This window comes from Bartonella birtlesii IBS 325, assembly GCF_000273375.1.
In the GTDB taxonomy this organism is placed as follows: Bacteria; Pseudomonadota; Alphaproteobacteria; order Rhizobiales; family Rhizobiaceae; genus Bartonella; species Bartonella birtlesii.
Map to the genome: position 1 here is coordinate 815,689 of NZ_CM001557.1, position 25,663 is coordinate 841,351.

Annotated in this window: 36 protein-coding genes; 11 read left to right on the forward strand and 25 right to left on the reverse strand. The window is 41.7% G+C overall.

Features of this window, described 5'->3' with window-relative positions; translation table 11 throughout:
- Positions 1-79: 79 nt before the first annotated feature.
- Together QWU_RS03960 and QWU_RS03965 are read left to right on the forward strand one after the other, a co-directional pair.
- A complete protein-coding gene (locus tag QWU_RS03960) occupies positions 80-1,237 on the forward strand; it encodes a tyrosine-type recombinase/integrase (protein WP_026017293.1) in 1,158 nt (385 codons plus the stop codon).
- Positions 1,238-1,507: 270 nt separating this feature from the next.
- Complete coding sequence (locus tag QWU_RS03965; protein WP_017196244.1) at positions 1,508-2,035, forward strand: antA/AntB antirepressor family protein; 528 nt, start codon at positions 1,508-1,510, stop codon at positions 2,033-2,035.
- Positions 2,036-2,201: 166 nt separating this feature from the next.
- Here QWU_RS03965 and QWU_RS03970 read toward each other — a convergent pair whose 3' ends face one another.
- From QWU_RS03970 to QWU_RS03980, 4 genes are read right to left on the reverse strand one after another with little or no spacing between them, the layout of a single operon-like run.
- Complete coding sequence (locus QWU_RS03970) at positions 2,202-2,414, reverse strand: hypothetical protein (RefSeq protein ID WP_004856913.1); 213 nt, start codon at positions 2,412-2,414, stop codon at positions 2,202-2,204.
- Positions 2,407-2,613 (reverse strand): hypothetical protein, encoded by a 207-nt coding sequence (locus QWU_RS10305; protein WP_081486152.1) that lies wholly within the window; start codon positions 2,611-2,613, stop codon positions 2,407-2,409. Before QWU_RS10305 ends, QWU_RS03970 begins: the two co-directional genes overlap by 8 nt.
- A complete protein-coding gene (locus QWU_RS03975) occupies positions 2,546-2,773 on the reverse strand; it encodes a hypothetical protein (RefSeq protein WP_006589070.1) in 228 nt (75 codons plus the stop codon). Before QWU_RS03975 ends, QWU_RS10305 begins: the two co-directional genes overlap by 68 nt.
- Positions 2,770-3,432 carry a lysozyme gene (locus QWU_RS03980; RefSeq protein ID WP_017196245.1) on the reverse strand — a complete coding sequence of 221 codons (663 nt, stop codon included), beginning with the start codon at positions 3,430-3,432 and terminating at the stop codon, positions 2,770-2,772. Before QWU_RS03980 ends, QWU_RS03975 begins: the two co-directional genes overlap by 4 nt.
- A gap of 159 nt (positions 3,433-3,591) precedes the next feature.
- Here QWU_RS03980 and QWU_RS03985 point away from each other — a divergent pair, with 159 nt between their 5' ends.
- Together QWU_RS03985 and QWU_RS03990 are read left to right on the forward strand one after the other, a co-directional pair.
- Positions 3,592-3,894, forward strand: a complete 303-nt coding sequence (locus tag QWU_RS03985; protein WP_006589072.1) for a type II toxin-antitoxin system RelE/ParE family toxin — start codon at positions 3,592-3,594, stop codon at positions 3,892-3,894.
- Positions 3,881-4,201 carry an addiction module antidote protein gene (locus tag QWU_RS03990; RefSeq protein WP_006589073.1) on the forward strand — a complete coding sequence of 107 codons (321 nt, stop codon included), beginning with the start codon at positions 3,881-3,883 and terminating at the stop codon, positions 4,199-4,201. The genes QWU_RS03985 and QWU_RS03990 overlap by 14 nt, the downstream gene beginning before the upstream one ends.
- 37 nt (positions 4,202-4,238) lie before the next feature.
- On the opposite strand, the gene QWU_RS03995 is transcribed toward QWU_RS03990, so the two are convergent.
- From QWU_RS03995 to QWU_RS04035, 10 genes are all read right to left on the reverse strand, one after another.
- On the reverse strand, positions 4,239-4,517 hold the full coding sequence (locus QWU_RS03995; protein ID WP_004858841.1) for a hypothetical protein: 279 nt from the start codon (positions 4,515-4,517) through the stop codon (positions 4,239-4,241).
- Positions 4,514-5,242, reverse strand: a complete 729-nt coding sequence (locus QWU_RS04000; protein ID WP_017196247.1) for a phage antirepressor Ant — start codon at positions 5,240-5,242, stop codon at positions 4,514-4,516. Before QWU_RS04000 ends, QWU_RS03995 begins: the two co-directional genes overlap by 4 nt.
- Before the next feature lie 577 nt (positions 5,243-5,819).
- Positions 5,820-7,136, reverse strand: a complete 1,317-nt coding sequence (locus QWU_RS04005) for a phage late control D family protein (protein ID WP_017196248.1) — start codon at positions 7,134-7,136, stop codon at positions 5,820-5,822.
- Positions 7,133-7,357 carry a tail protein X gene (locus tag QWU_RS04010; RefSeq protein ID WP_017196249.1) on the reverse strand — a complete coding sequence of 75 codons (225 nt, stop codon included), beginning with the start codon at positions 7,355-7,357 and terminating at the stop codon, positions 7,133-7,135. Before QWU_RS04010 ends, QWU_RS04005 begins: the two co-directional genes overlap by 4 nt.
- A complete protein-coding gene (locus QWU_RS04015; RefSeq protein WP_006589081.1) occupies positions 7,354-7,734 on the reverse strand; it encodes a phage tail protein in 381 nt (126 codons plus the stop codon). The genes QWU_RS04010 and QWU_RS04015 overlap by 4 nt, the downstream gene beginning before the upstream one ends.
- A 5-nt stretch (positions 7,735-7,739) precedes the next feature.
- A complete protein-coding gene (locus QWU_RS04020; RefSeq protein ID WP_017196250.1) occupies positions 7,740-10,037 on the reverse strand; it encodes a phage tail tape measure protein in 2,298 nt (765 codons plus the stop codon).
- The gene (locus QWU_RS10310; RefSeq protein WP_081485993.1) at positions 10,034-10,105 is read right to left on the reverse strand and encodes a GpE family phage tail protein; all 72 of its coding nucleotides are present in this window, start codon (positions 10,103-10,105) and stop codon (positions 10,034-10,036) included. The genes QWU_RS04020 and QWU_RS10310 overlap by 4 nt, the downstream gene beginning before the upstream one ends.
- 38 nt (positions 10,106-10,143) lie before the next feature.
- The gene (locus tag QWU_RS04025) at positions 10,144-10,431 is read right to left on the reverse strand and encodes a phage tail assembly protein (RefSeq protein ID WP_006589083.1); all 288 of its coding nucleotides are present in this window, start codon (positions 10,429-10,431) and stop codon (positions 10,144-10,146) included.
- 2 nt (positions 10,432-10,433) lie between these two features.
- Positions 10,434-10,940, reverse strand: coding sequence for a phage major tail tube protein (locus QWU_RS04030; protein WP_017196251.1), 507 nt, complete (start codon positions 10,938-10,940; stop codon positions 10,434-10,436).
- Positions 10,940-12,331 (reverse strand): phage tail sheath subtilisin-like domain-containing protein, encoded by a 1,392-nt coding sequence (locus QWU_RS04035; RefSeq protein WP_017196252.1) that lies wholly within the window; start codon positions 12,329-12,331, stop codon positions 10,940-10,942. Before QWU_RS04035 ends, QWU_RS04030 begins: the two co-directional genes overlap by 1 nt.
- 629 nt (positions 12,332-12,960) lie before the next feature.
- Here QWU_RS04035 and QWU_RS04045 point away from each other — a divergent pair.
- From QWU_RS04045 to QWU_RS04060, 4 genes are all read left to right on the forward strand, one after another.
- Entirely contained in the window at positions 12,961-13,701 is a 741-nt protein-coding gene (locus QWU_RS04045; RefSeq protein ID WP_017196254.1) for a phage antirepressor Ant, read from the forward strand.
- Entirely contained in the window at positions 13,698-13,979 is a 282-nt protein-coding gene (locus QWU_RS04050) for a hypothetical protein (RefSeq protein ID WP_006589087.1), read from the forward strand. Before QWU_RS04045 ends, QWU_RS04050 begins: the two co-directional genes overlap by 4 nt.
- A gap of 121 nt (positions 13,980-14,100) precedes the next feature.
- Complete coding sequence (locus QWU_RS04055) at positions 14,101-14,352, forward strand: type II toxin-antitoxin system prevent-host-death family antitoxin (protein ID WP_006589088.1); 252 nt, start codon at positions 14,101-14,103, stop codon at positions 14,350-14,352.
- Positions 14,345-14,731 carry a hypothetical protein gene (locus QWU_RS04060; protein WP_006589089.1) on the forward strand — a complete coding sequence of 129 codons (387 nt, stop codon included), beginning with the start codon at positions 14,345-14,347 and terminating at the stop codon, positions 14,729-14,731. The genes QWU_RS04055 and QWU_RS04060 overlap by 8 nt, the downstream gene beginning before the upstream one ends.
- 9 nt (positions 14,732-14,740) lie before the next feature.
- On the opposite strand, the gene QWU_RS04065 is transcribed toward QWU_RS04060, so the two are convergent.
- From QWU_RS04065 to QWU_RS04100, 8 genes are all read right to left on the reverse strand, one after another.
- On the reverse strand, positions 14,741-15,049 hold the full coding sequence (locus QWU_RS04065) for a HigA family addiction module antitoxin (protein WP_006589090.1): 309 nt from the start codon (positions 15,047-15,049) through the stop codon (positions 14,741-14,743).
- Positions 15,050-15,256: 207 nt separating this feature from the next.
- Entirely contained in the window at positions 15,257-16,603 is a 1,347-nt protein-coding gene (locus QWU_RS04070; protein WP_006589091.1) for a Bgr_08870 family protein, read from the reverse strand.
- A 13-nt stretch (positions 16,604-16,616) separates the two neighbouring features.
- Complete coding sequence (locus tag QWU_RS04075; RefSeq protein ID WP_017196255.1) at positions 16,617-20,024, reverse strand: DUF4815 domain-containing protein; 3,408 nt, start codon at positions 20,022-20,024, stop codon at positions 16,617-16,619.
- A gap of 1 nt (position 20,025) precedes the next feature.
- Positions 20,026-21,144, reverse strand: a complete 1,119-nt coding sequence (locus QWU_RS04080) for a phage tail protein (RefSeq protein ID WP_017196256.1) — start codon at positions 21,142-21,144, stop codon at positions 20,026-20,028.
- Positions 21,144-21,971, reverse strand: coding sequence for a baseplate J/gp47 family protein (locus QWU_RS04085; RefSeq protein ID WP_017196257.1), 828 nt, complete (start codon positions 21,969-21,971; stop codon positions 21,144-21,146). The genes QWU_RS04080 and QWU_RS04085 overlap by 1 nt, the downstream gene beginning before the upstream one ends.
- Positions 21,968-22,309 (reverse strand): GPW/gp25 family protein, encoded by a 342-nt coding sequence (locus tag QWU_RS04090; protein ID WP_004856773.1) that lies wholly within the window; start codon positions 22,307-22,309, stop codon positions 21,968-21,970. Before QWU_RS04090 ends, QWU_RS04085 begins: the two co-directional genes overlap by 4 nt.
- Positions 22,306-22,995, reverse strand: a complete 690-nt coding sequence (locus QWU_RS04095; RefSeq protein WP_017196258.1) for a phage baseplate assembly protein V — start codon at positions 22,993-22,995, stop codon at positions 22,306-22,308. Before QWU_RS04095 ends, QWU_RS04090 begins: the two co-directional genes overlap by 4 nt.
- Positions 22,976-23,524 carry a hypothetical protein gene (locus QWU_RS04100; protein ID WP_026017294.1) on the reverse strand — a complete coding sequence of 183 codons (549 nt, stop codon included), beginning with the start codon at positions 23,522-23,524 and terminating at the stop codon, positions 22,976-22,978. Before QWU_RS04100 ends, QWU_RS04095 begins: the two co-directional genes overlap by 20 nt.
- A gap of 49 nt (positions 23,525-23,573) precedes the next feature.
- On the opposite strand from QWU_RS04100, the gene QWU_RS04105 reads away from it, so the two are divergent.
- The 3 genes from QWU_RS04105 (at position 23,574) to QWU_RS09725 (ending at position 24,342) form a co-directional block, all read left to right on the forward strand.
- Positions 23,574-23,846, forward strand: coding sequence for a toxin HicA (locus tag QWU_RS04105; RefSeq protein ID WP_026017295.1), 273 nt, complete (start codon positions 23,574-23,576; stop codon positions 23,844-23,846).
- Positions 23,836-24,153 carry a type II toxin-antitoxin system HicB family antitoxin gene (locus QWU_RS04110; protein WP_006589098.1) on the forward strand — a complete coding sequence of 106 codons (318 nt, stop codon included), beginning with the start codon at positions 23,836-23,838 and terminating at the stop codon, positions 24,151-24,153. The genes QWU_RS04105 and QWU_RS04110 overlap by 11 nt, the downstream gene beginning before the upstream one ends.
- Before the next feature lie 66 nt (positions 24,154-24,219).
- A complete protein-coding gene (locus tag QWU_RS09725) occupies positions 24,220-24,342 on the forward strand; it encodes a CopG family antitoxin (protein ID WP_244428371.1) in 123 nt (40 codons plus the stop codon).
- A gap of 42 nt (positions 24,343-24,384) precedes the next feature.
- Here the strand turns inward: QWU_RS09725 and QWU_RS04120 are convergent, their stop codons facing one another.
- The 3 genes from QWU_RS04120 to QWU_RS04130 are packed head-to-tail and all read right to left on the reverse strand — an operon-like array spanning position 24,385 to position 25,617.
- Positions 24,385-24,663 carry a hypothetical protein gene (locus QWU_RS04120; protein WP_006589100.1) on the reverse strand — a complete coding sequence of 93 codons (279 nt, stop codon included), beginning with the start codon at positions 24,661-24,663 and terminating at the stop codon, positions 24,385-24,387.
- On the reverse strand, positions 24,660-25,421 hold the full coding sequence (locus tag QWU_RS04125) for a phage antirepressor Ant (RefSeq protein WP_017196261.1): 762 nt from the start codon (positions 25,419-25,421) through the stop codon (positions 24,660-24,662). Before QWU_RS04125 ends, QWU_RS04120 begins: the two co-directional genes overlap by 4 nt.
- Positions 25,414-25,617, reverse strand: a complete 204-nt coding sequence (locus tag QWU_RS04130; protein ID WP_004859798.1) for an Arc family DNA-binding protein — start codon at positions 25,615-25,617, stop codon at positions 25,414-25,416. The genes QWU_RS04125 and QWU_RS04130 overlap by 8 nt, the downstream gene beginning before the upstream one ends.
- Positions 25,618-25,663: the final 46 nt, after the last annotated feature.

The following is a 25,663-nucleotide window of genomic DNA, read 5'->3' on the forward strand; positions in this document are numbered from 1 at the left end:
AAATTTAAGGTGGTCTAAAAGGTGGACCAAAAAAGGTGGACGAGCAATGCCTGAAAAGGTGGACGAGAGGGGACGTTAAGTGAGGGCGATTCATCGGTTATCAGCATCATTCGTAAAGTCGTCTCCACAAGGTAAATATTGTGACGGGGCAGGGCTATGGTTGAATGTTCGAAAAGACAATACACGCTCTTGGTTTTTTCGCTATACGCACCACAATAAGCGCCGTGAAATGGGACTTGGTCCTGTTGCAAAACTCTCTTTAAAAGAAGCGCGCGAACTTGCTAGACATTATAGTGATATTCTCAAAGAAGGCAATGATCCTATTGTCTTTCGCGAACAGACTATTTTCAAACAGCAAAGCAATATCTTCCAAGAAATTGCAAAAGCGGCTTTTGAAAGCAAAAAAGCAGAGTTGAAAAATGAAGGCAAAAACGGCCGCTGGTTTTCTCCACTAGAGTTGCACGTTATTCCACACATAGGTAATTTATCTATAGAAAAATTAACAGCCAATATCATTCGCAATGTTCTCGCACCCCTTTGGCATGAAAAAGCAGATACAGCGCGAAAAGCACTTAACCGTATCAATATTTGCTTGAAATATGCTGCGGCTCTTGGTTTAGATGTTGATTTACAGGCTTGTATGAAAGCACGCGCTCTTTTAGGAAAACCACGTGCGACATCAACAAATATTCCTGCTATGCCATGGCAAGAAGTGCCGGTTTTTTATCAAAACTTAAAGGATGATATCCTTTCAAATTTAGCACTGAAGTTACTCATTTTGACGGGAGCACGGTCATATCCATTGCGCTATTTGCGCCTTGAACAAATTGACAAAAATATATGGACGATACCAAAAGAAAACATGAAAGGTATTGTAGGGAAAGTTTCAGACTTTCGCGTGCCATTAAGTCGTGAAGCTTTGAAAGTGATTGAAAAATCTCTCCCTTTTGAGAAAAAAGGTTTTCTCTTTTCAGGTCTTAAAGGCAACCCCATTTCTGATGCTACCATGGCAAAGTATATGACAGTTTGTGGTTTGACTTATCGTCCCCATGGTTTTCGTTCAAGCTTACGGGATTGGATAGCAGAGACAACGTCAACACCATTTGAGATTGCCGAAACTGTTCTTGCACATACAGTTGGGAGTTCAGTGACGAAAGCTTATATGCGGACAGATTTTTTAGAGCAACGCCGTATCCTCTTAGAACAATGGGCGTCTTTTATATCAGGAAAGGCTTGACATTATTTCTGTAATGTGTATTTTCGAATCAGGTGCCTCAAAAACACCTTGAATCGATAGCGGATAGATTACCGAAACAATCTTTTCTCCGCACATTAAAGGCTTTGACTCATTGTATGTTACACGCATATAATGACTTTGTCGGGTGTAGTTACGCTATACAATACTCTTTATGGGGAAAGCGTAACGACGGACTATCGACCGTGTTTTTGAGCGCCCGGCACTCTTATGGAGTGTCAATCAAAAACCTCTAATCGATAGGAGTTCATTATGAACATTCTTATAAAAATATCAGAACAAGTCATTGATCAGCAAACTGTTAAAACTGTTAATGCGCGTGAATTGCATACGTTTTTGGCAATAGGAAAACGTTTTGCTACTTGGATTACGAACCGCATTAATCAGTATGAATTTGAAGAGGGAAAAGACTATATTTTAACGCTTCCCAAAATTGGGAAACGTAAAAATGTTATCAGCAAAGAATATCACCTCACCTTAGACATGGCGAAAGAACTTTCCATGGTTGAACGCAATGAGAAAGGTAGGCAAGCACGCCGTTACTTTATTGAGTGTGAAAAGAAACTAAGAAACCAATCTACTGATTATGAAGATAAACGTTTTGACTTACCAAGTTATTGGGAAGGTATGAACGCTGGTGAAAAAGTTTTGTATCTTCTGGGTCCAATTCATGTTCGCCTTCTTGATGCCTTCAGAGTAGATGAAGAGAACAGAAAATATAAAGCCTTAATTAAAGAAGCAAAGCAGGTTTTAGCAAGATCTGTCGTAAAAGCCGCTTAGTTTAAAACACGATTCATCTCCCCGTTTTAAAAGCGGGGAGGGGGTGAAGTTTTAATTCTTTGAAATCCACTGTTTTAAATGGGCGAAGGCATTCTCTATCACCTCCATGAGACGAGCAAAATTAAGAAACCATTTGCTAAAGAATTTCGCGCGTCTCAGAGTATGTTTAGAGTCGGATATTTGGTTTTTGTGTAAAAATACTTACAAACGCATCCATGATACGTGAAAAATCAAGCGCTAATAAGAGTATAATGAGTACAATCCATTTCGTATAACGTGACATCACTTTTACACTTTTATAGGTCATGATGATTTCCTGAAGGATTTCTTTTTCTGCTTCTGTAAGTTCTGTATCGTCTTTTGTTCTTTTTCTAGCCATGTTTCCACCCACACACGTGTTCACCTTGTTTATTGTGCTTTAAGATCTCTCTTGCTAAATTGGAACTGATGGTGTTCAGATCTTGCTGTTTTAAATAAATTGGCAACCAACCAACACAAGAAGAGCTATATTTATTTGTCGCGCAACCAGTCAGAGAGAGCAGCACGCACATCAGTATCACTTTTTTGATTAATTTCATTTTCCACCTCCATCCGTGTTGTTGCTGCTTTTAAAGCCTTTTCTGTTTGTTTTTGCTGTTCTGCTTTTTTCCCAAGAGTAAAGGCTCTTGCTAATGCAATAAAAAAAGCGGTTAAAACCGCAGCTGTTACCATTAGATTTCTTTTTATCCATAAGATCATAGACGGTGCTCCTGAAAGCGTTTAGCAACAAAGAAAATACCAGCACATGTGGCTAAAATCATAATGGTTGCTAAAGCCCATTGGATGGGGCCATTGCCTGCTAACAAACCGCCAAGACCTGAAAAAGAGCCAATAATCGGTGCAAGAGCTTCTGCTTTGAAAACCCCTGTTGGTGCTTTTGTTTCTACTGTTTGATAATTAGAAGAAACATAAGCCCCTTTCGCCCATAGCCCTGCTTCTGCTGCACGTCGGTGTGCAAGACCTTGAAGACACTTACCGCCTGCTTTGGTCCATTTTTGCAATTCGAAGGGGACTGCTTCATATTCACCTTGATTGAGCTTCTTTAATAGTGTAGAGTTACAAAAGGCATCTGTTCCTACATTATAACAAAAGGACACTAACGCCGCGAATTGTTCATTCGTTAATGAAACTGTAACAGCGCGTTCAATAGTATTTTCAAATTGTTGCAAATCTTGGCGAAGAAGTTCTTCTGCTTGCTTTTCAGTGATTGTCATACCTTCGTAAATAAAAGGCTTTCCAGCAGTGTTTGTATGTCCATAACCGATTGTCCACACACCAATGGTATCTTTGTAGGCGTTTAAACGCAAGCCCTCCCATTGCTTGATAAGTGCTAGCCCTTCTGATGATATTTTTCGCATATGATTCTCCATAAAAAAAGCTCCGCAAAAAGCAGAGCTGGATTAAAAAATTGACATCTTTCCCATTCGGAAAGATAGCTTGTTAAAACTCATGTCGCTTTTTCATTGGAACAAAAGAATGTATTTGACATTATTTATTCTGTAGCATATAAACTACAGATGTTTATTGTTAAAAAAACACACTATTTTACAGAGTGGTTAGACTCGTTAAAAGACAAACAAGTGCAAAAGAAAATTGCTGCACGTATTTTCCGCCTTGAATATGGGCTTCTAGGAGACGTGAAATATTTCCGTGGCATTGGTGAACTAAAAATAAATTATGGACCAGGCTATAGGATTTATTTTGTAAAACAAGGGAAACAAATCATTTTGTTATTAAATGCTGGTGATAAATCCACACAACAAAAAGATATCGAAAAAGCCCTTCAATTAGTAAAGGAAATGAAACATGGAAATTACTAAATTTGATGTAAGTGAATATTTTAATACGCCTGAAGACTTTAAGATCTTATTAGATGATGCTTTAGAAACCAAAAATAGTGGCTATATTGCACATGTATTAGGTATTATTGCGCGTAAACAAGGAATGACAACTGTTTCTCAAGAGACAGGACTAAATCGCGAGTCTCTTTATCGTTCTTTAAGTGATAAAGGCGATCCACGGCTTTCTACTTTTCTCAGTGTTTTGAGTGCCTTAAATTTGCAGATTAGCTTAACGCCTATCCAAAATAATTGTAAGGAACAAGCGGCTTTAGAAGAAGCATCTTGACTACCTCCCCACCTTTAAAGATGGGGAAGGGAGGTACTTAAGCAACCTTTTTAATGGGGCTCTCTAAAGTAGGAGCATAAGCTTGCAATAACGGATCCATGCTATGCGGTAGTTCTGAATCTCCAAAATCTGTTAGAACTGTCAAGATTTTAAGTATATTCGGCACTTCATCTTGAAGTTTTAAAATCAAAGCTTTTTCCACTACGCTCATAGTATCAACCAAAGCAGTACACTCTTTGTCGCTCATATTTTCATGTCTAGAAAACTGTGATAACGCCATCCATAAATCGCATAAGAAGTTAGTATCTACCTTCATTGCACACCTCCATAGATTTGCTCTCTCAAACATGCCAATCCTTTTGGTGTGATTTTTGTTGAAGGCAGCACCTTTTCTGTTCCATCCGGTCTTTGAATGGTAATCGCAGGGCAATCCATGAATCCTTTCTTGATCTTATCCTGATAAGGTAACAGAGGCGCCCCCGGAGCACGCCGATACACCCAATCATGTTTACGCAAGTAATCTGTTAAATCCTTTGGTTGCACCTCTAACATCTTTGCTGCTTCAATAAGACCAAACAAACCATCAGAGCGTTTTAAACCATCCAAAGCTTTTGCTTTTGGTGTCAATTCAGCAATAGTATGATCTTTCTGTTCGATTTGATTTTGTAAGTGATTCAAGACGCCAAGTAATGCTTCGGGTTTGGAGTAGTCAACTTGTGGGGTTGCTACTTGTTTCAAAAGCCGCTCACATTTGATAAAGTATTGACGGGCTTCATGCCCTTTATCATTACGTTCTATCATGGAAAGGTGTTTAGCCATGTCTAACGTAATGTGGTATTCTTTTATTTTTCCACCCCGGTAAAAATTTACCGCAGTTATAAAGTTTATATTTTCCTGAAATTTACATTCTTTAACGCGATTTTTAATCCAATTTCTAAATTCAGACTTTATTTCCAAAAACGCATGCAAATCACGCGCGTTAACAGTTTGAACAGTTTCCTGATCAATAACCCGTTCTTTAATTTCTATAAGAGTGTTCATAGTGAACTCCTATCGATTAGAGGTTTCTTATTGACATTCCAGAAGAATGCCGGGCGCTAAGAAACACGGTCGATAGTCCGTCGTTACGCTTTCCCCATAAAGAGTATTGTATAGCGTAACTACACCCGACAAATCTATTATATGCATGTAGCATATAATGAGTCAAAGTCTTTAATGTGCGGAGAAGAGATTGTGTCGGCAATCTATCCGCTATCGATTTAAGGTGTTTCTTAGGCACCTGATTCGATTATTCATATTGTCGCTACATTGTCAAGTTGCTTCTGATAGTTTTTTGATATTTTTGCTAATTTCATCTCTGAATGCCGGGCGCTGAAAAACACGGCGATAAGTCCGTCGTTACACTTTTCCCGCAAAGGTATTGTATAGCGTAACCACACCCGACAAAGCCATTATATGCGTGTAACATACAATGAGTCAAAGCCTTTAATGTGCGGAAAAGAGACTGTATCGGCAATCCATCCGCTATTGGTTTAAGGTGTTTTTCAAGCACCTGATTCGATTATTCATATTGTCGCCACATTGTCAAGTTGCTTCTGATAATTTTTTGATATTTTTGCTAATTGATATCCTCCTCGTCCATATGAATAACGCCATCGCTTTCATTGTATAATGCATCGGGTGGAGCGTTTGGATCAAGGGTATCATCCTTGTCTGGTGTTGTGTTTGCAACGTTTCCAGCCGCATCTTCTTGCGCTTTATCAAAAAGTTCGCACTCTATTTTTGTGGTGTAACCGCCCGTTTTATCAAGTTTGTGCTTGACGCTTTTGATGCGCCATTCTGCTGGTATATAGGGGCGAAAAGGGGGCTCCTGAACAAGCTTTGCTTCTGCTTGCACAAAGGGATCACCACCAATATCACATGAGAAAGAAGATTTACCGCGTGATGACTTATTGCGATAAGCGGCAATGGCCGCAACAGCTTCTGCCTGATTGTGATAAGTGTATTTGAGTTCATGAAACGGCGGTTTTCCAACTTTAACTTCTTTTTTTTCACTACTGCGTACATCATAATAGGTTGCAAGAACACCGCCTTTTTTCTCTTTGTCTTCTTCTTTCTCAGGTGTTGTTTCTGCTCTTTCCGATTCAGATGATGATGGTGCTGCTCTGTCACTTTCATCCATATGGATAAAGTTTTCATCATCATCAATCTCTTCTGGTTCTCGTGCATTAGCAGCGGCTTTTTGGTCGTCTCCCACATCTGTTTCTAAGCCATTGGCTGCACCAGCTTCATCCCGTGCACTGTATTTAAAATCCCAAGAGGTACAGTGTTTTTCATGAATAACAACAATAGGGAGTGTTTCACCGGTAATGGCTTTGCCTTCACCACGTTTGGCAAGTACAAGTTTGCCATCAACGGGCTTTGCGACCGCATCATATTCTCCTGCAAGGCGTGTGGCAAAAGCCATATCACTTTCCGATGTTTGATCAATATGGCGCACAACGATTTTTGCAAGAGAAGGATCAACCTTTGCTGTATAGCCATTACGCTCTGCTATCTCTTGAACAATACTGCCAAGGGTTTGCTGGTGATAGGATTGGCTTTTGGGGGTTCTATAAGACGTGTTCATGGACGCGGCGCGCCCTGTAACACTTAAGCTTTGCGGTGGACTGCTCACAGAGATTTCATCAATAAGATAAGCTCCCATATCGCGGTTTTTTCCGCCTTCATAGCCAAGTGTTATGGAAATAACTGTCCCGATAAGGGGAATATCTAAAAAGCCATTATCACTGTCACGTGCACGGTCATCAAGCTCTATGGTGATACGATCACTTTTGTTTTCTGCTTCATCGGTAATTTCAATCGATAAAACATAATCCATGAGCGTTTTGGTGATGTCTTCCCCATTTGCTAGAACCATGCAAAAAGGTTTCATGATTTGCTCCCCCAAATTCTGATCACTGGTGTGGCTTTAGGATAGGGGAGAGATGGCAAGAGTATCGTGATACCTGCTTTTAAAATGGGTCCATAGTTTGCAAGCCCCAAATTAGCCGCATAGACGCGTTCAACAGCAAGCGCTTGTTGACCTTTGGCATAGTATTTCCAGCAAATGGCATCTACCATATCGCCATCTTTGGTCATATAAAGGTCACTCATAGGTCTTCACCATATTCTCTCAATTTTATTGTAAATTCTTGTTTTTTGGGGGTACCATTATGATGAAAAACGCTTTGTTTTTCCTCTACAGAAAGAATGACAAACTTACCTAAGATTTTGCCTTGACCGGTCACAAGAATATGAGGTCCCATATGCGCTATTTGTCGTAAATATTCGAGCTGTCTGTGACCACCTTTGAAATCTGGATAAATCACGCCTGCTAAAGAAAATTCCGCATTTGCAACAGCAGGCAATTGAAGAGCTGCCTTTCTCCCCAATCGCCCTTGCTCCACCCATGGAACACCATAAGACATATCGAGGGTTTGATAAGCTGCTGTTTCAATGGAAAAAATAAAACCACCCAAAGCTAACATCATGGTATTTAATCCGAAAGACTGGAGGTTATGGCTAAACGTTGCTGTTTTGCATAACGTTCAAGTGCTTGATTGACAGCGTCTCTGATTTCGTCCTTGAGACCATTTGGTACTGAAATATTGAGATTTGTAATGGTTACACGGGCGTCTACTTCAACGGGTTTATGAACCGTAATTGGCTTTGGAGCTTTAAAGGCACCCACTTTATTTGTTGCCTGCATTTGTCCTGTTTCAACGACACTTGTATTAAAACCACTCTTGCGTTTTTCAGGTGGGGTATTTGTAACCACTACTGTATCCAGCATTTTTTTTGCCCGTGCATTGGTTTCATCGGTAAAGGTTTTAATAGTCTGGGTTGAAGTTTTGTTGATTGAGACATTAAACCCTAACTTTTTTTTCATCCAGTTTGGCATCCAGCTGGTTAATTTGCTTATCATGCCGCTAAACCATTCAGACAGAGCATTCCATTGGCTTTTGATGCCGTCCCACAAGCTACCAATGAGATTGGAACCTGCTTCCATTAAATCGATGCCAAACAGCCACTCAATCAATGCATTGATTTTTGTCGCAATCCAAGAGAGTGGTGAAAAGTTTTTAAAGAGTGTAAAGAGGTTACTGAAAATGTTACAACATAAGCTGTAAAAAGAATTCCACAAGTTGCTTATGAAGTTTACTACCGTATCCCAATGTTTGTAGAGCAGATATCCAACTCCAACAAGGGCAGCAATACCAGCCATTATCCAGCCGATAGGTGTGGTCATGATTGCGATACCAAGCGATATAAAAGCAGAACTAACGGCCGTTATTGCCGAAATCAGTGTCCCTACAAGAGTTAAAGCAAGACTGGCAACTGCAGAAGCAGCTGAGGCTAATGCTGAAAGCAGTGATCTTCCTAGAGTAGCAGAAAATCTAATAAAAGCTTTATCTGCTGCGATTATTTTTGAGAGCAGGGATTTTCCAAGATTTGCAGCCAGACCGGTAATTTTAGAACCAACGGAAGTGAAGGCTGAAAGCACTGGTCCTGAAAGAGCGAAAGCAAGCCTGATAAAAACTGCGCTTACTATGGCTAGTGATGTAAGCAGCCAGCCATTGATTTTGTCCCAATTTTTGTAAAGCAGATATCCGGCTCCAACAAGAGCTGCAATGCCACCCATTAACCAACCGATAGGTGTCGTCATTATAGTATAACCAAGTGTGACAAACGCTGTCCCCACAGCGGCTAATGCGGCAATGAGTGGACCAAAAATGAATGAACCAAGTGCCACAAGTCCTACCTTAAAGAGGGTTATTTCACCAATCAACGGCTCTAGCCAGCGAAACCAGCCTTTAATCCTCTCCGTGAGATCGCTAATGCCTTTTCTTAAATCAGAAGTAGGATTAAACAAATCCTTCAGGGCTTTTTTTAAGGTTTTAGCCCACCCAGTAACGGTTGTTTGAATAAGGTCGCGGTTTTCATCAATCAATTTTGAGAAAGCATCAATCATATCATTGATGACGGGCATGAAACGTGCACCAATAAAACTAGCGATACCCCCTATTTTTTTCTTAAAGGCACCAAGCTTATCACTTAAATCTGCTGCATATTGTGCGACATCGGCACCTATAAGCCATTTTCCTTTCCGCGCCTTTGCAAAGAGCTCTTTTATGGGCGCCATCCCTTGTGCAAGCATGGCTGCCATTTCCTTGCCATCACCACCAAAAAGCAGAGAAGCAATATGCTGTCTTTGTGCTTGATTTTTCATTTTACTCATCTTATCGGTAATTTCTTCCAACAAGGTAGAATTTGATTTGAGTTTTCCTGAGGCGTTTTTGACAGAAATACCAAGCGCCTCAAACCCCATAATGCCTCTTTGTTGTCCAGCATATGCTTGCGCCGAACGCCTATTTAAAGTTGCTAGAGATTGTTGAAAAAGTTCAGCGGAATATCCTGAATTATCGGCTGCATCGCCCCATAATTGAAGCGATGCAACACTCATCCCCAAATGTCGTGATGCGTGGTGAAGACTATCCCCCAGATGCATGGTTTTCATTGTGAGGGCGGTCACACTTGCCACAAGTCCACCACCAGCAAGCCCTAAAACACCAGTAAAAACTGAAGCGCGGCTTGCTGCTGTGCCAAGGGCGCCTTGAACGCCATGAAGGCTTTTTGTCATGTTTTTGACGGCAGCAGAAAAGCGCGGAATACTCAATCTGTGCGAGAGTGTTTTTGACAATTTATCGAATTTTTTTTGAAGATGTTTAAGAGGTGCAGTGAGTTTATCTTCAAGAGACAACTTCACTTTTGCATCAGCAACTTTTTCACTCATTTTGTCTTATACCTTTCTGCTGCTTGTTTTCGCCAGAATATTAACTCTTGCGGTTCCATTTCCATCATGTCCGAAAGGGACCAATGAAAAACAATGGCAATATCGGCTATGAGTTTTGCGGCGGTTTCCCAGTCGAGGTGTCCCGCCGCTTGATAAAAGACTCCAAAATCTCCCCAATGCTTGATAAGTCATCAATATCGAGTTCACCAACAGCCTCATGTGGCCATTCAGAAAGGCGCGAAACCATAGCAATTGTTTGTTCAACGCCTTCCTTCTTATCGATTGCTTGCACATCTTTTGTTTTGGGGCGCCGTAAGGTGATTTCGGTGTGTTCTTTTCCTTCAAATGTAATAGGTATAAGTAATTTATGTGTAATGCTTGTTTGTACTGTCATTTTTATAATCCTATATTTGCTCTATGGTCTGCTAATTGATTAACGCCATTGAATTTTCTCACCAAGTTAAGGACATCTATCTCAACAATTTCCATATCTTTCTGGACATATTTGAAATACTGCAATGTGAAGGTCGCTGTAGAAGTTGCTTTGCTTCCTGGTTGCCATTCTGCCATTTCAAAGCCTTTGCATATCCCTCTCATGGTGATGACAACACCTTCTGCGGGTGTGCCTTGGGCTTGCATCGAACTTCTCAATGAGATGTCAACATCGGACCGTCCCAACAGTGCCATTAACTCTGGAGAGCAATCAGAAATGGTCATGGTAAGGATGAGGGTTTCAAGACCAAGATCAACCTCAATGGAGCTATCCATGCCTCCGCCACGATAACTTTCAACGACCAAACTCAAATTTGGTAGTGTTACGCTTTCACATTTTGCTTGATAGGGAATGCCGTCGACAAAAATATTAAAATATTTTAGAACCCTTGGTAAAACTGGTACAGTCATTAAAAGATCTCCTCTAAGTAATCATTCACAATGCGTGAACGGAAAGTGATGTGTTCTACTGGTGTTGTTGGTGTGAATTCGACATTGAAATAGACTTTGCCGCTTTCAATAGCGCTTGCTGTATTCAATTCTGGATCAGGAGTACAATGCCCCCCAAGAATGGCGCCTTGCGCTTTTAGATCACGCAAATAGGCATTAACGCTTTCACTCACGTCACTCATGTAGGTTTTTTTGATATTGCGGTCGACAGCCCATAGATGCCCGCGCAAAATGGCGTCATTGATCATATCTGCGGTTCTCACCACCGATAAGAAAGCAAACTTTGTATCGCTTGAAAGGGTGCGATTACCCCAAAGACGATAACCATTTTCACGAATAATGCTTGTGATGTTTTGTTCATTAAGAAGGTTGGCGCGGCTTGATCTATCACCAATGGAAAAATCAATGGGGCGCGCAATTCCCACAATGCCATTTATCACTTTGTTTGAAGGAGAATGCCAAAAACCGTGTGTAAAATCAGTTTTAGCAATGACACCTGCAACTGCTGCACTTGCTGGCTGTTCTACAATTTTTCCATCATGATTTACCTTTACAAAAGGGTCAACGATAATGGCGCGCTTTGAATCAAAATCCTTTGCTGTGCTGAGTGCTGCTTCGTCTGTGCTGTTTGGTGCATCAAGCACCACAATAGCGCGTAGGCGTTCAGCAATGCCAATGAGTTCTGCCGCTACTGGATTAGAGGTTGTACTGATCTCGGCTTTAGCTGTCGCACCAGTGCCATCTCCTTCAATCGTCACAGTTGGGGCGGTTTGATAATCAAAGCCACTGTCCTTAATGACAACAGAAGTCACTTTTCCATCGCTAAGAATTGCTTCTGCTTGTGCACCGCCTTCGATTTTAACGCTTGCTTGTGTGTAACCACTGCCTTGGTTTGTTACATCAATCTTGCTAAGACTTATAGGGCGTTTGTGTGTAAAACCTGGGGCAATAAGAATGCGTGGTGTTTGTCCAAGAATTGATTGTGCGCCAATTAAAGCATGGACACCTTCATAAGCGCCATTTGCGTTCACACCGCCTAGAATATTGGCAAGTGTCGCGCTTTCATTATCACCTTCGTTCACACGTACGACGACAACAATAGCACCCACTTGTTTGAAAATCAGGTCAAGGGCATTGGGTAGGGTGCCTTGACGCTTGCCTGTTTTATCCAGTTTAGCGGCTTGTGAAAGAGAACCGGTAACCAAAACCGGTGTGTTAAGAGGAAAGGCTTGTTCATCAGCATCGGGCGCCGTGCCAACAATCCCGATAACTGCGGATTGAACCGCGCGAAGGGGGCGTGTACCGTCGTCAACCTCAACGACTTCAACACCGTGTAGAAAACCTGTTGCCATACTTTATGCTCCTTTAAATGAGGGGTGAATGAAAATGAATGGGAAAAATGAGATTGGTGAAGGCCGTTCTGACGAGCGACTTGACAAAATGTTTAAAACCGTTAGATTCATACAAAGGTGCTTGAAAAACACCTCAAAACAACAAGCGGATTGGTTGCCGAAATAATCAATTTTCCGCCAATTAAAGACTTTGACTCATTGTATGCTGTGCGCATATAATAGTGTTTGTCGGGTGTGGTTATGCTATACAATACCCTTAGGGGAAAGGCATAACGACGGGCTTGTTGCCGTGTTTTTCAGCGCCCGGCATTCAGAGATGAAATTAGCAAAAATATCAAAAAATTATCAGAAGCTACTTGACAATGTGGCGACAATATGAATAATCGAATCAGGTGCTTGAAAAACACCTTAAACCAATAGCGGATGGATTGCCGATACAGTCTCTTTTCCGCACATTAAAGGCTTTGACTCATTGTATGTTACACGCATATAATGGCTTTGTCGGGTGTGGTTACGCTATACAATACCCTTACGGGAAAAGCGTAACGACGGACTATTGGCCGTGTTTTTCAGCACCCGGCACTCTTTTCAGAGTGTCAATGAAAAACATCTAACCAATAGGAGTTCACATGAACACTCTTATTCCGATATCGGAACAAACTGTTGGACAGGAAATTGTTCAAACAGTAAATGCACGTGAATTGCATAGTTTTTTAGAAGTAGGTAAAAAATTTGCGGACTGGATTACCGAACGTATCAACAAATATAATTTGGTAGAAAATCAAGACTTTGTTTGCTTCCCTATTTTGGGAAGCAAAGGCAGAGGTGGCCACAATCGTAAAGATTATCATCTAACTTTAAGTGTAGCAAAAGAGCTTTCTATGCTTGAGAACAATAAGAAAGGTAGAGAAGCTCGTTTATACTTTATCAAATGTGAACGGCTTTTGAAACAAGTAGCAACACCACAAGTTGACTACTCTAAACCCGAAGCATTACTTGGTGTTTTGAATCACTTACAAAGCCAAATAGAGCAGAAAGATCATGTTATTGCAGAATTAGCACCAAAAGCAAAAGCTTTGGATGGTTTAAAACGCTCTGATGGTTTGTTTGGTCTTATTGAAGCAGCAAAGATGTTAGAGGTACGACCAAAGGACTTAACGGATTACTTGCGAAAACATGATTGGGTGTATCGACGTGCTCCAGGGGCACCTTTATTACCATATCAAGATAAAATCAAGAAAGGATTCATGGATTGCCCTGCTATTACCATTCAAAGACCGGACGGAACAGAAAAAATACTCCCTTCAACAAAAATCACACCAAAAGGATTAGCTTGTTTGAGAGAACAAATCCATGGAGGTGTACAATGAAGAAGATAGATACTAACTTCTTATGCGATTTATGGATGGCGTTATCACAGTTTTCTAGACATGAAAATATGAGCGACAAAGAGTGTACTGCTTTGGTTGATACTATGAGCGTAGTGGAAAAAGCTTTGATTTTAAAACTTCAAAATGAGGTGCCCAATATACTTAAAATCTTAACAGTTCTAACAGATTTTGGAGATTCAGAACTACCGCATAGCATGAATCCGTTATTGCAAGCTTATGCTCCTACTTTGGAGAATCCCGTTGTGAAAGCTGCTTAGCTTAAAACACGATTCATCTCCCCGTTCTGAAAATGGGGAGGTGGTTAATGCCGTAAAATATCTTTACATAATACACATTATACGTATAATATGTATTATGCATTAAAGATAGGATGTGCCTATGAAAAAATATAGTTTTACAGATGTAAACCGCGGGGCAGGCGATATTTTAGACGAGGCTATGTCTACACCTGTAGCTTTAACAAAGCGAGGGCGTGAAAAAATCATTATGCTTCCTGTTGATTTATATCATGAATTAATAAAAGCGCGTTCTGGCGCACAATCTTTTGTTTATGCAGATGCACCTCAAAATATATTAGATGATTTAGATCGTGGTTTAGATGACATTTTGAATAGTAACGAACATGCTTAAAGCAGGGGATGTTGTACAATATTATTATTTATGGCACGAACAAGCGCAAAAAGGTGAACATTCAGGACGTAAAGCGCGTCCTTCCTGTGTTATGGTTAAAACTGAAAGCCATTTCTTTTTGTTTCCTATCACTTCTCAAGAACCTATTAATTTGCAGTTTAGCTTAAAAATACCTGAGATAGAATGTAAGCGTGTGGGTTTACAAAAGCAGTCTTGGGTGCGTGTTGATGAATTTAATGTTGTTCCTTGCGAATCTTTGTTTGACTTTGAAGATTTAAAACCACAAGGGCGCTTTAGTCTTGCTTTCGTTCGTAAAATTGCACTTAAAATTAAAGAAGTTAAAGCAATAAAACCACTTAGAAAAGTTTCTAGAGACTGAGTGATACAATTAAACAGTGTGAAGTACCGGAACTTTGCTAACATCTGTTTCACGCTCTGCATGCCAAGCATCATAATTGGCTTGCATACGTAACCATATTGCTGCTCCATTCCCAAACATCTTTCCAAGACAAGCCGAAAGAGAAGGGGAGATAGGTTTTTCTGCATTTAGAATATCATAGAGATGTTGGCGTGATATACCAAGCATCTGTGCGATTTCTGTCTTCGTTTTGCCAGTTTCAGGAATAATTTCTGCTAAAACTTCTCCCGGATGAGTAGGGCAACGATTTTTATCTCTTTGTGCAGGAATGTCATTCATAATTGTACCCTTTCTTAATAAAGTGAATACCATGATTAAATTCTATTGTCATCTTGCTCTCCAAATTAATGAAGAGACCATAAAATCATCTACACTCTCTCATAAGCCTGACGCTGTCAGTCAAAAATGGTTTTAAAGAAAGAAAATCATACAAGCTCGCTTATAGAATAGCTATCCATTTGACTTGCGCTATTTTTGGTTTTGTATTTAATCTTTCCATAATCTTATAAGGACAGCGCCATCAGCTCCTGCACCGCTGGGAGAATAATCAGAGTGAGCACCGGCACCGCCACCACCAAAACCACGACCTGCTTTTCCTGAACTATAGGAACCTTGTCCTATTCCTCCAGAGCCACCTCTTGATGTATCGCCCCCAGCATCACCTCCATTACCACTTGTTTTTCCATCGATTCCGCTTGTTCCAGGATTGCCATTCCCGCCCTTGGCAAAATTCGGGCGATCATCTGTTGCTAAGCTAAAATTTCCGCCAATGCCTCCAGCTCCACCAGAGCCTGATTTCAAAGAGTGACCGCCGCCGCCGCCTTGTCCTCCTGTGGCGGTAATAAAATCCTTTCCAATTATTGTTGTTCCTCCAGAATGGCTTGTTGCACTGCGTGATGCAATACAAGCTCCTCCTTTACCAATTGTGATATCCTCATGCCCTTTTAAATCCGCTTTATAGCCATACCATACTGAACAACCTCCCCCGCCGCCACCGCCGCCTAATCCTGGTGTATCCGCTCCACCACCACTACCGCCGCCGCCCCAGGCTTGGATCTCAACTTTAGTTTTATCGGTGACCCAGTTTGGCCATTGAATTTTTTCATCCTGTGTATAGAGCAATTCAGCATCGGCAAGTGCCAGCCAATTAATGATTTTATCGGTCCAATCTTTTTTAAGACTCTTTATTTCAGCCAAGATAACTGCATCCACTTGCGCCTTGGTATAAACAAGATCTCCATCCACTTTCAGCGGTCCTTTAAGCAAGCTTCCATTTGTGCTTAAACTGGTAACCATTTCACCATTATGGGTAAGGTTCAATGATGCGTTGCCCAAAAGCTCTAAGCCACCACTCATGGTGACTTTGCTGGTAAATTTATTATAATTTTGCCATTCATTGGCTTGTTTTAGGCGACCATAGGCTGTGAGATCTTGATTAATTTTGGCTCTAAAATCATCCAATCCTACAATATCTTCTGTTTTATGCTGGTGTGCACCTAACAGAGAGATAGCACTGCCAAAGGTGAAATTATTGTTGCTTGATTTATAGAGAACATAATTGTTGGCTACGTCCTTAGCGCCTTCGATATCGCTTAAATCAGCAAAGGTGAATGTTTTATCTGCTGCCATCTTGGCCTTAAGAGCTGCTTCAAGATCTGTGACATCACTTATTGTGTGCGTGTGTTTTGAAGGGGCTTTTTCGTCTAGCTTTTCCTCAACATCAGAAATTGTTTGATCAATTTTTGTCAAGTTTTCGCGCAAGATTGGGAATTCAGAACTGATAAAACGTCCTTCTTTAGGCAATTCCATGTCGAGTTTTTTGGTTTTTGTCATGTCTTTCATCCCCTCATAATATGCCGGCACCAAAGTCACACACCATGGACCGCGCTGCTGGTCCACCGGTAAGCGTGAGTTTCAAGCGTGCTTGTTTGGCTGTTTTGTCGCTGCTCACAAATTTACGCTCTGTCCAAAGCGGTTCGGATAACTGTTCTGTTTCGTCTAATGTGAGAGGGGTGAAAGCACCATCATCCAGTTGCATCTCGAGTGAGAAGGTTGCTCCGCCCGGTAAAAATGTTTTGATATAGCTGGTTAACCTTGCCTTTTCCCCAAAGGCAAAAGCACGGGTGACATAAGTGGCTGTTTTATGGATCTTTCCCGCAATCAATTGAACAGGCGCAAACAAAACAGGCGAGAGTTTCTCTGTGCCTTTGAGAATGGCGCGGAGTTTGACTTTTTCACTGATATATTCGGTAAGGCTTAGCAATTGAAAGGGCAGGAGTTGATAAACCGTGCCATTGTTTCTTTCAATTTCAAAGATGACAGAACACTCGCTTGAAGGCAATTCAATGGCTGCGCGTATTTGCAAATCAGAGCAGTCAACAAGATCAAATGTGCCAAGATCAACAGTCTTTTCTGTTTGTGTGTAGCGGGCTGCCAACACACGAAAGGCTAAAGCCTCATCTTGATGGGCGGTCCAGCTTTGCGCGTTAACTGAAGAAAAACGTGGACCAGTCACATAAGGGTGGCTCGAGACATACCTTTGTTTTTCTGCATCAAAATCCCCAAGCTTTGCTAAGGAGACGGAATGGTCAGCATCATCAGTTTTAATGACCAAAGCTGTTAAGCGGTCATTGGGGACAAGGAGTGGTACATCGTAGCGTGTTCCAGCCCAACCTGTTTTTGCACTCTTCATAGAATAAAAGCTTTGTGCTTGAATATCAGCTGTTGGATAACCGTTTTCGGTGGTGACCAAATCAATCACCAGATCATGGTTTTGATCACCAATTTTGCAAAGATGAAAGTCAATTCCTGTGATTTGCCGTGTTTCATCGGGGGTAAAAACTTGCGCTTGTGGGTCCACTTGTGTCCAGATTTTCACCGTTGTGGTGCGCCGCATGACTTTTACATCAATCACGCCTTGCCCAGTAAAAAGCCCCGTAGCAATGGTTCCACCTTTTCCCCGTGCCACAACATTTTTTGTGCCAGCAGGAATGTTTTCAGGAATCTTAAAAGTACCTTCAAGGGTGCCTTTGGTGTTAGCAACAAGCTTTGTTTTTGGCAAAACATTCACACCATCAAAGGTGAGGCTTTCTAATTGTTCTAACTTGCCAAAACCTTCAATTTTAAAGTGAAGGGTAATTTGTCTTAAGAAATCGATTTGTTTTTGAGTTTCATTGATGAGATCATCATGCACTTCTGTGTTACGGATAGTTCTGCCACGGTTCCAGCCCATATTGAGTTGATTGGTAACACTCGAGAGCCAATCGGTGCGCTGTTCATGCCAAAAGTCTGTCGCGGGTTCAAGGGTTACTGTACCAGGTAAGGTCGCAAAATTTTGATAGGGATTGATTTTTTCGCAAGCCGTTGTCAATTCTTGCGCAATGATCACTTCATTTGTCCAGTCAAGCGTAACAGGCGCTTTTAAAGGAGCAGTGTAAAATGTTGGATCAATGGCGAGCTGTAAAATGCCACTGCCTACAGCCCCCGTTTGCTGAAAGCCTTCATCTCTGTAAGAGTCATCTAGAAAAGGGTCAGCAAACATGCCTTTTTTGGCGACAGGCTCTTTAGAGTCCACATTGCTTTTAATGCGCTCTAATTGCATCAACCGGTCAAGGGAGAGCACCCGTTGAAAATAGCGCCACATCTCATCATAGGGGGCAACACGTGTGCCATCATTGACAACTACCGGCGTTTCAAGCCAATTATTGGTGATGGTTGCAAGGGATAACACATCATCAGGGACACTTGGTGCCATGGGTTGGTCTGATGAAACCCCTTTGATGTAAACCACATTGCCTTGTGTGTTGAGACCTATACGGTCAATGCGCGGTAATTTGTAAGTATAACTGATAATAATATCACCACCATCAGCACCACCTGAGACAGTAATTTGCTGTGCTGTTACCTTATCGGCTTTTATGCTAGCGCGATAACGGTACGTGACTGTATAGCTACTTCCGGGGAGCGGTTCGTCTCCCACGGGTGCCCAATCAATGGTGTCTCCTGTTTTCTTAAAATCTGTGCTTTCTTTAAATTCCTTGCTTCCTTGAACGACTTTGATAAAAGAAGTGATGCTTTTATCAGGAACACCATCACGCCCTGCGGCAACCGCACCACGGGTGATTGTCACGGTTTTTTCTTTTGTCAACAAAAGAGACTGAATATCGGCAATGGGAGCATAATAGGTTTTAAAGGTAAAGCTTGTTTTCCCTTTTTGAGGCGCAAAAATATGCGTTTCTTCGGGAGTAGCATGCCCGTAAGCAGCAAGGTCGGTGATGTCATGACCAGAATCTGTGGCGATGTCACCATCAGAATCTATGGCGATGTCACCACCAGCATCTGGGGTGATGTCACTACCATAAAATCTGATGTTGTGATCATTTATGACGGTGACAGCGGGAGCTCTGATGACGCCATGACCAGCTAGAGTGATGTCAGAACCAGCTTGAATGTCAGATTGAGAGCTTATTTCCTCTTTTTGGGGTGTAAAGATATGAGTTTCGCTTGGAACAACACTTGTCGAAAACTCTTCCACCTCTTCATGGCGCAAAGCAGCTAAGCGCTTGCGTTTAAAGCCATTGATATTGGCTTCTCCTTCTTGAATACTAAACACTTGGCAACCGTTATTGGCTCCCAATGCGCTCACACGGCAGCCACTCACGATATAATGCCCATGGGCGCGGTCGTACGTCGCAATGGCTTGCATGGCGGGCTCAAGCAATGAGGGGGATTTTTGATCGATCAGAACACCATCTTGTAAGATATAAACCGGAAAGAAAGTACCACTTTGTGCATCCTCTTTGAGTGCCCAAACAAGCTTTGCTGTTTCGCGTGCGGCTCCAGGCTCTCCTTCTGCCAAGGTGCCAGGAACTTGCCCCAACAGCTCTGGATCATCCTCATGTGTACTCCACTGTTTCTGGAGCTTTACACCAATTTCAATGCGCCCAATTATGGAAACATTGTTGAGTACAGCGGGTGCCACGGGGAAAATATCACCGGCAATATAAATCTTGCCATCCGTTAAAGTGACGGTTTGTGTTTCTTTGTTGACAAAAGCATCGGCGCGTTCAACGCGGTCTCCTTCTTGTGCAACAAGGCGCCCCAAACGGTCATGCCGTCCCCTTATAATGGTTTGAACTTCATTCAGTTCACCACTTTGAATAAAGGGACGCGTGCCATAAAAGACAACGCTTTGTTGTTCCTCTTTGCCGCGAGATCTGTCAATTGCAAACGGTAGACCACTTTCATGCTTCATGTTAAAACCTCAATAAAATCTTGAATTGTTCGCGAATATCTGCGCGCAAAGGAATAGTGACAGGCGTTTTGAGTATCTCCACACCACCACTTAGTTCATCAGGCTCCAACCAAAGTTTGCCCAAAGGGATATCAAGGGGGATATCTTGTTTGGGGGTGGCATGAACGAGAACAGAAACAAATGCTGCTTGTTTGCCGTCAACATTGCGAAAGTCTGTGCGGGCTGCAACAAGAAGCGCCGTGCCCCTCGGGGAGGGCTGATAGTGATTGCCTGAATGGCTGTAAACCCCCTGCAAAGCCTGTTCGACAGGGGCTACAGCATAGCATCTGCGAAACCCAATCACGGCATCTTGGCTGTCTCTTAACACGAGATAAAGCGTGCGACCATGAAACCATTCTGCCATGAGCATATCGCGTTCATGTTTTTTGACCGAACACCACGGAAAATTTGCCATGTCCCATGGATAATCGATTTGATCCCAGCTTAATTCCTCATCCCCATCATCTATCCAATTGCCAATAAGCTTACCTTCTTCTCTTGTGAGCGTGTGATTGATTTCTGTTGTGCGCCCAAAGGAAAACAAAGTGCCCCCAGCTGTTAAGCGCACACCGCTTTCATACTCCAACATGCTGTCATCAAGGCGTGACATATTGCATTCAACAGCTTGCACATCATAACCCATGACACCACGGTGAAAATCAGAGCGCAGACTTTTGGAAAGGTCGGTAATTGCTTCAATGGCTTCAAGCTGTGTTCGTTCAGGCAACTGATCAAAGTAGAGTTGAAAGGAGTTCCACCATGCACGCCCCGTCCAGGCGGGTTGAAAGCGTGCCGAAATCTCTAGCCATTCAAGCCCCATCTCTATTGCCGCAAGGGAGCCACGTATCCGCTGCCATGCAAGCCCTTGATCAATCAAATCATAAAGGTTTGGAACATAAGGTGTAAGCTCTCCAAGCCCGTATTCTTCAATGAGCCACGGCAAGAAACGGGGAGGGCGTGTGATCAGTTTTGCGCGTGAAATCCCCAAAACAGAACCGTCAATATCTTGATGAAAATCGCAAGCATCAGCAAGGCGCTTTTCAAATTCTGTTGCGTTTGTGGGGAGGAGGGAACCAACCATTAGCGCGCACGCCCTTTAAAGTTTAAGGTGATTTTTCCAATCGATAAAACTTCTTCATCACAAACCGTACTGTCCCTTGTTGGTGTAATGGCGATCACTTTTTGGACACCAGGGATCATCAGTTTCGAAATCCACCACGATAAGCTTAATTCACGGCCAATGGCTTGTTCTTGTCTCCATGCTGCTCTTAAATTTGCTTCCATTGTCGTGAGAATTTTCAAAGATGTTTCCGGTAACAGCCAAACATCTGCTTCTAAATCTATTACTTTTTTTACAGCAGCGTGAACAATGATTGTATCATTTGTCATGATGATATTTTTTTTGTTAAGAGCTTGTGAGACTGTTTGTAAGAGATCTTCGGATGCCGTTCCTTCTTCATTGTTGCCAAAAAGAGCAACATAGATGGTTGGGTCTTTGCCTTTACGGTAAACAATCGCATCCTTAACACGACTATCGGCTGTTAAGGCTATAAGCTTGTAATAGGGCTCTGTCCCGCTACCATTGCCACCACGGGCATGAAGCTCTATGCGTTCACGATATCTCTCGTCACTTTCACCCTCCATGCGGGCAAGACCATGCCAGTTTCCCAAAGCGTCAAGAGATTCACCGGTTGCAAAATCAAGAATGTTGTTGCGTGCCGCTTCGTTAATACGCTGCCTTAAAAGCAGCTCTCGATAGCTAAAAGCTTCAATGACTTTTACAGCCGGATCACTTTCAAGAATGGTATATTCCGGCAAAAGCTCTTTTAAATGGGCAAGAGCAGCAGCGCGTATTTCCTCAAAAGAAAGTTCTGTGATGATTTCGGGTTTTGCAAGCACGTCATTCATTTTATTAGTAATCCTTCCATGGTGATGGGCTTGCCGGATGGCAAATAAATACCTTCAAAGGACAAAGAAACTTGTCCAGCATCAACCATTTTAAAATCAATTTTTTTCAATTTAAAACGCGGTTCCCACTTGTCTAACGCCTCAGCAACAGCAGCATAAAGAGCAACGGCAAAAGCATTGTTAACCGGTGCATCAATGAGTTCCGCAACACGTGAACCATAATCACGCCGCATCACACGCGAGCCAATGCGTGTTGACAAAATATCAAGGATTGATTGACGCAAATGATCAATGCCGGTCAATGGCTTTCCTGTTGTACGGTCCATTCCACTGTTCAATTGGGACCTCCTGTCATGGAGCCACCAGGAGTAACACCGCCGTGAACATGTGTTGCTCCTACATTGCTGCCGTTGTGCTTTAATCCACCTGAATGGATGGAAACATCATCACCGGAGTGAAGAGAGAGACCATCACCCGAATTGAGTGAAACTCCACCACCGGCTTTCAAAGAAATGTTGCCATCTGCGTTTAGACTTATATCTTTTTCTGAAACAATCTTTATGCCTTCCGGTGCTGTAAGCTCTAGCTTACCACCATCACCTTTTAGTGACACGCCATCAGCGATTGTCAGGATAAACTTTCCGCCTGATTTGATAGTGAGTGCATAGCTGTTTTGTTCATCATCATATTCAAGGCTGGTTCCATCAGGATAAAGTGTCTTATGAATGTTGCCTTTATCGGCTGCTTGATTAGCATCTGTATGAATGGAGCCAATAATCACTCCTTGCGATAAATCCCCTGATGATGAAACAACAATCACTTGCTCTCCAACATCGCGCCCTTCATAAGAGCGTGTTTTACCGGCGCGGGCTTGTGTGTCTGGAATCCAGTCACTAACAAGATTGCCACTTTTTATCCGATAGCGTGCGTTTTTATGGTCTACATGGCTAATTTTTCCCACTACAACCATATTGGCCACACGTCTCTTTAGATCTGTGATTTCTTTATCGCGCCGCTCTAACATGTCCACCTTCAATTTTATGGTATTTATCTTTATTTTTCAGGCCTGTTTCTGGTTCAAAGCTTAAGAAAGGTTCAACGAGTCTTGCTGTTACACTGCTTTCTTCTTCATCCATGTTGGGGATATTTGTCACATAAATGACTTCAAGGGTTAAAATTGCACCATGGAGCGCTAGAGCGCCATTATCGCCAAAGGCAAAAGCAATATTTTGCAGGCGGCATGTTTCAACTGTGTTGTTGAGATTGGGATTAGCGTAGAAAATCTCCTCAACTTCCCATGCTAATTGGTCAACAAAACGTGCTCCATCTTCACATGTCGCATAACATTCAACATCCACTATTAAAACGCGCCGCCTTACTCCATAATCATAGCCATCTTCAATCGTTTCACTTTGTGTTGAGATATTAATTGCGGGCGTGTTCTCAGGGGAAAAGTTGAAATCGCGCATATTGAAAACATTGTCACCAGCCGCCGTCTTTGCTGCTTTGATTAATGCAACAAAACTTTCCCTTATCGTTTCTCTCGGATGCATGGGCGCTCCTGTCCAATTAAGTGTATAAAATGATTGACTAGGATTAATAATGATACTATTATTGGTTGTGAGCAATAAAGTTGAAAAAATAATCAGCTTGATGAAAGCATCACCAAAGAACATCAAGTTTTCAGATTTGTTGGCTGTGTGTGTCTATTTCTTTGGAGAACCACGGAACAATGGTACAAGCCACTTTGTTTTTAAAACACCGTGGCTTGGTGATCCTCGTGTGAATATTCAAAAAGATTCTGGTAACAAAGCAAAAGCTTATCAAGTCAAACAAGTCTTACAAGCGATAGAAAGGATGAAACATGAACAATAATCATTATACATATCGTGTTTTGTGGTTGCAAGAAGATGAGGAATATGTTGGATTGTGTGCAGAATTCCCATCCCTTTCATGGTTAGATGCTCAAGCAGAGAAAGCTTTAAAAGGTATTATGGACCTTGTTTCAGAAGTTGTTGAGGACATGCAACATAATGGAGAAGAAGTTCCTGTGCCTTTGTCACATGGTAAATATAGTGGTAAGTTTCAATTAAGAATACCACCAGAACTCCATAGAAAACTTGCAATACAAGCCGCTGAAAATGGTGTGAGTTTAAACAGATACATTTCTTCTAAACTTTGAATCTTTTAAAAGTCTATACGTACTAAAAGAAAATTAATTTTTATGAAAATCTCTAAATTAAAACAAATGCCCGTTTTTAAGACGGATGAAGAAGCAGAAAACTTTGTTGATACTGCCGATCTTACAGATTATGACTTAACTGGTTTTAAATCCGTTCATTTTGAGTTCTTACCTAAAGAAGTCTCTTGACCACTCCCCATCTTAAGAATGGGGAGGGGAGATGTTTTTTACTTAAGCAACCTTTTTAATGGGGTTGTCCAAATTTGGTTCATAAGTTCGCAACAAAGAATCCATACGATGTGGAAGTTCTGAAGCTCCAAAATCTGTCAAAATTGCCAAGATTTTTGTAATATTGGGCACGTCATCTTGAAGCTTTAAAACCAGAGCATCTACGACCGATTCCATAACCTCAACTATAGCATTGCAGTCCTCGTCTCCAATGCCTCGATGATTAGAAAGCTTAAACAATGCCATCCATAAATCGCACAAAAAATCGACACTGCTATTCATTGCACACCTCCATAGATTTGCTCTCTCAAACAAGCTAATCCTTTTGGTGTAATTTTTGTTGAAGGGAGCACTTTTTCTGTTCCATCCGGTCTTTGAATAGTGATAGCAGGACAGTCCATGAATCCTTTCTTGATTTTATCCTGATAAGGCAACAGAGGCGCTCCTGGAGCACGTCGATATACCCAATCATGTTTACGCAAGTAATCCGTTAAATCTTTTGGTCGTACCTCTAACATCTTTGCTGCTTCAATAAGACCAAACAAACCATCAGAGCGTTTTAAACCATCCAAAGCTTTTGCTTTTGGTTCTAATTTAGCAATGATATTGTCTTTCCGCTCGTTTTCATCTTTTAAATGCGTTAAGACACCAAGCATTACTGCTGGACTGGAATAGTCGATCGATTGAACATAGGATTGCTTTATCTCGCCCCTACGCCATGCAACAAATAACTTAATAAGCATATAACGGACTTGAGAAGATTTTTCTGTATTCGATAATGTCGCAATCAATAACGCCTGCTCTTCGTTAAGCCAATATTCTGTTACGTTATTGCCCTTTATTACGTGCGCCACAGTGGCGCACCTCCCAAACCGTTCTATTTCTTGCATATTTCTTGTAATTAATTTTCTAACGTCACGTGTACGAACAAACCCTAATTTCTCTGCTAAGTCCACATCGCGAACACGAGGCTCGTTTTCGACTTCTCGTAATTTGATTAATTTGTCTTTATTGATAGGTAAGTATGTGCTATTATTCATTGTAATTGACCTCTTTCAGGTTAGTTAGATGTAAAGCGTTAGAGAGAGTTTTTGCGGACTTATGCTCTAGCGCTTTTTCTTTTTTGAGAATGTTAATTATTTCAGATGAAAGAGAGCGATCATTCTCAGTCGCCCGATTAAACAACCACTCCTTTAATGTATGTGGCATATTTATTTTATATTGGATCGTTTTCATTTTACCTCCATATGCACATATTTAGTACCATAAAGGTACCTTGTGT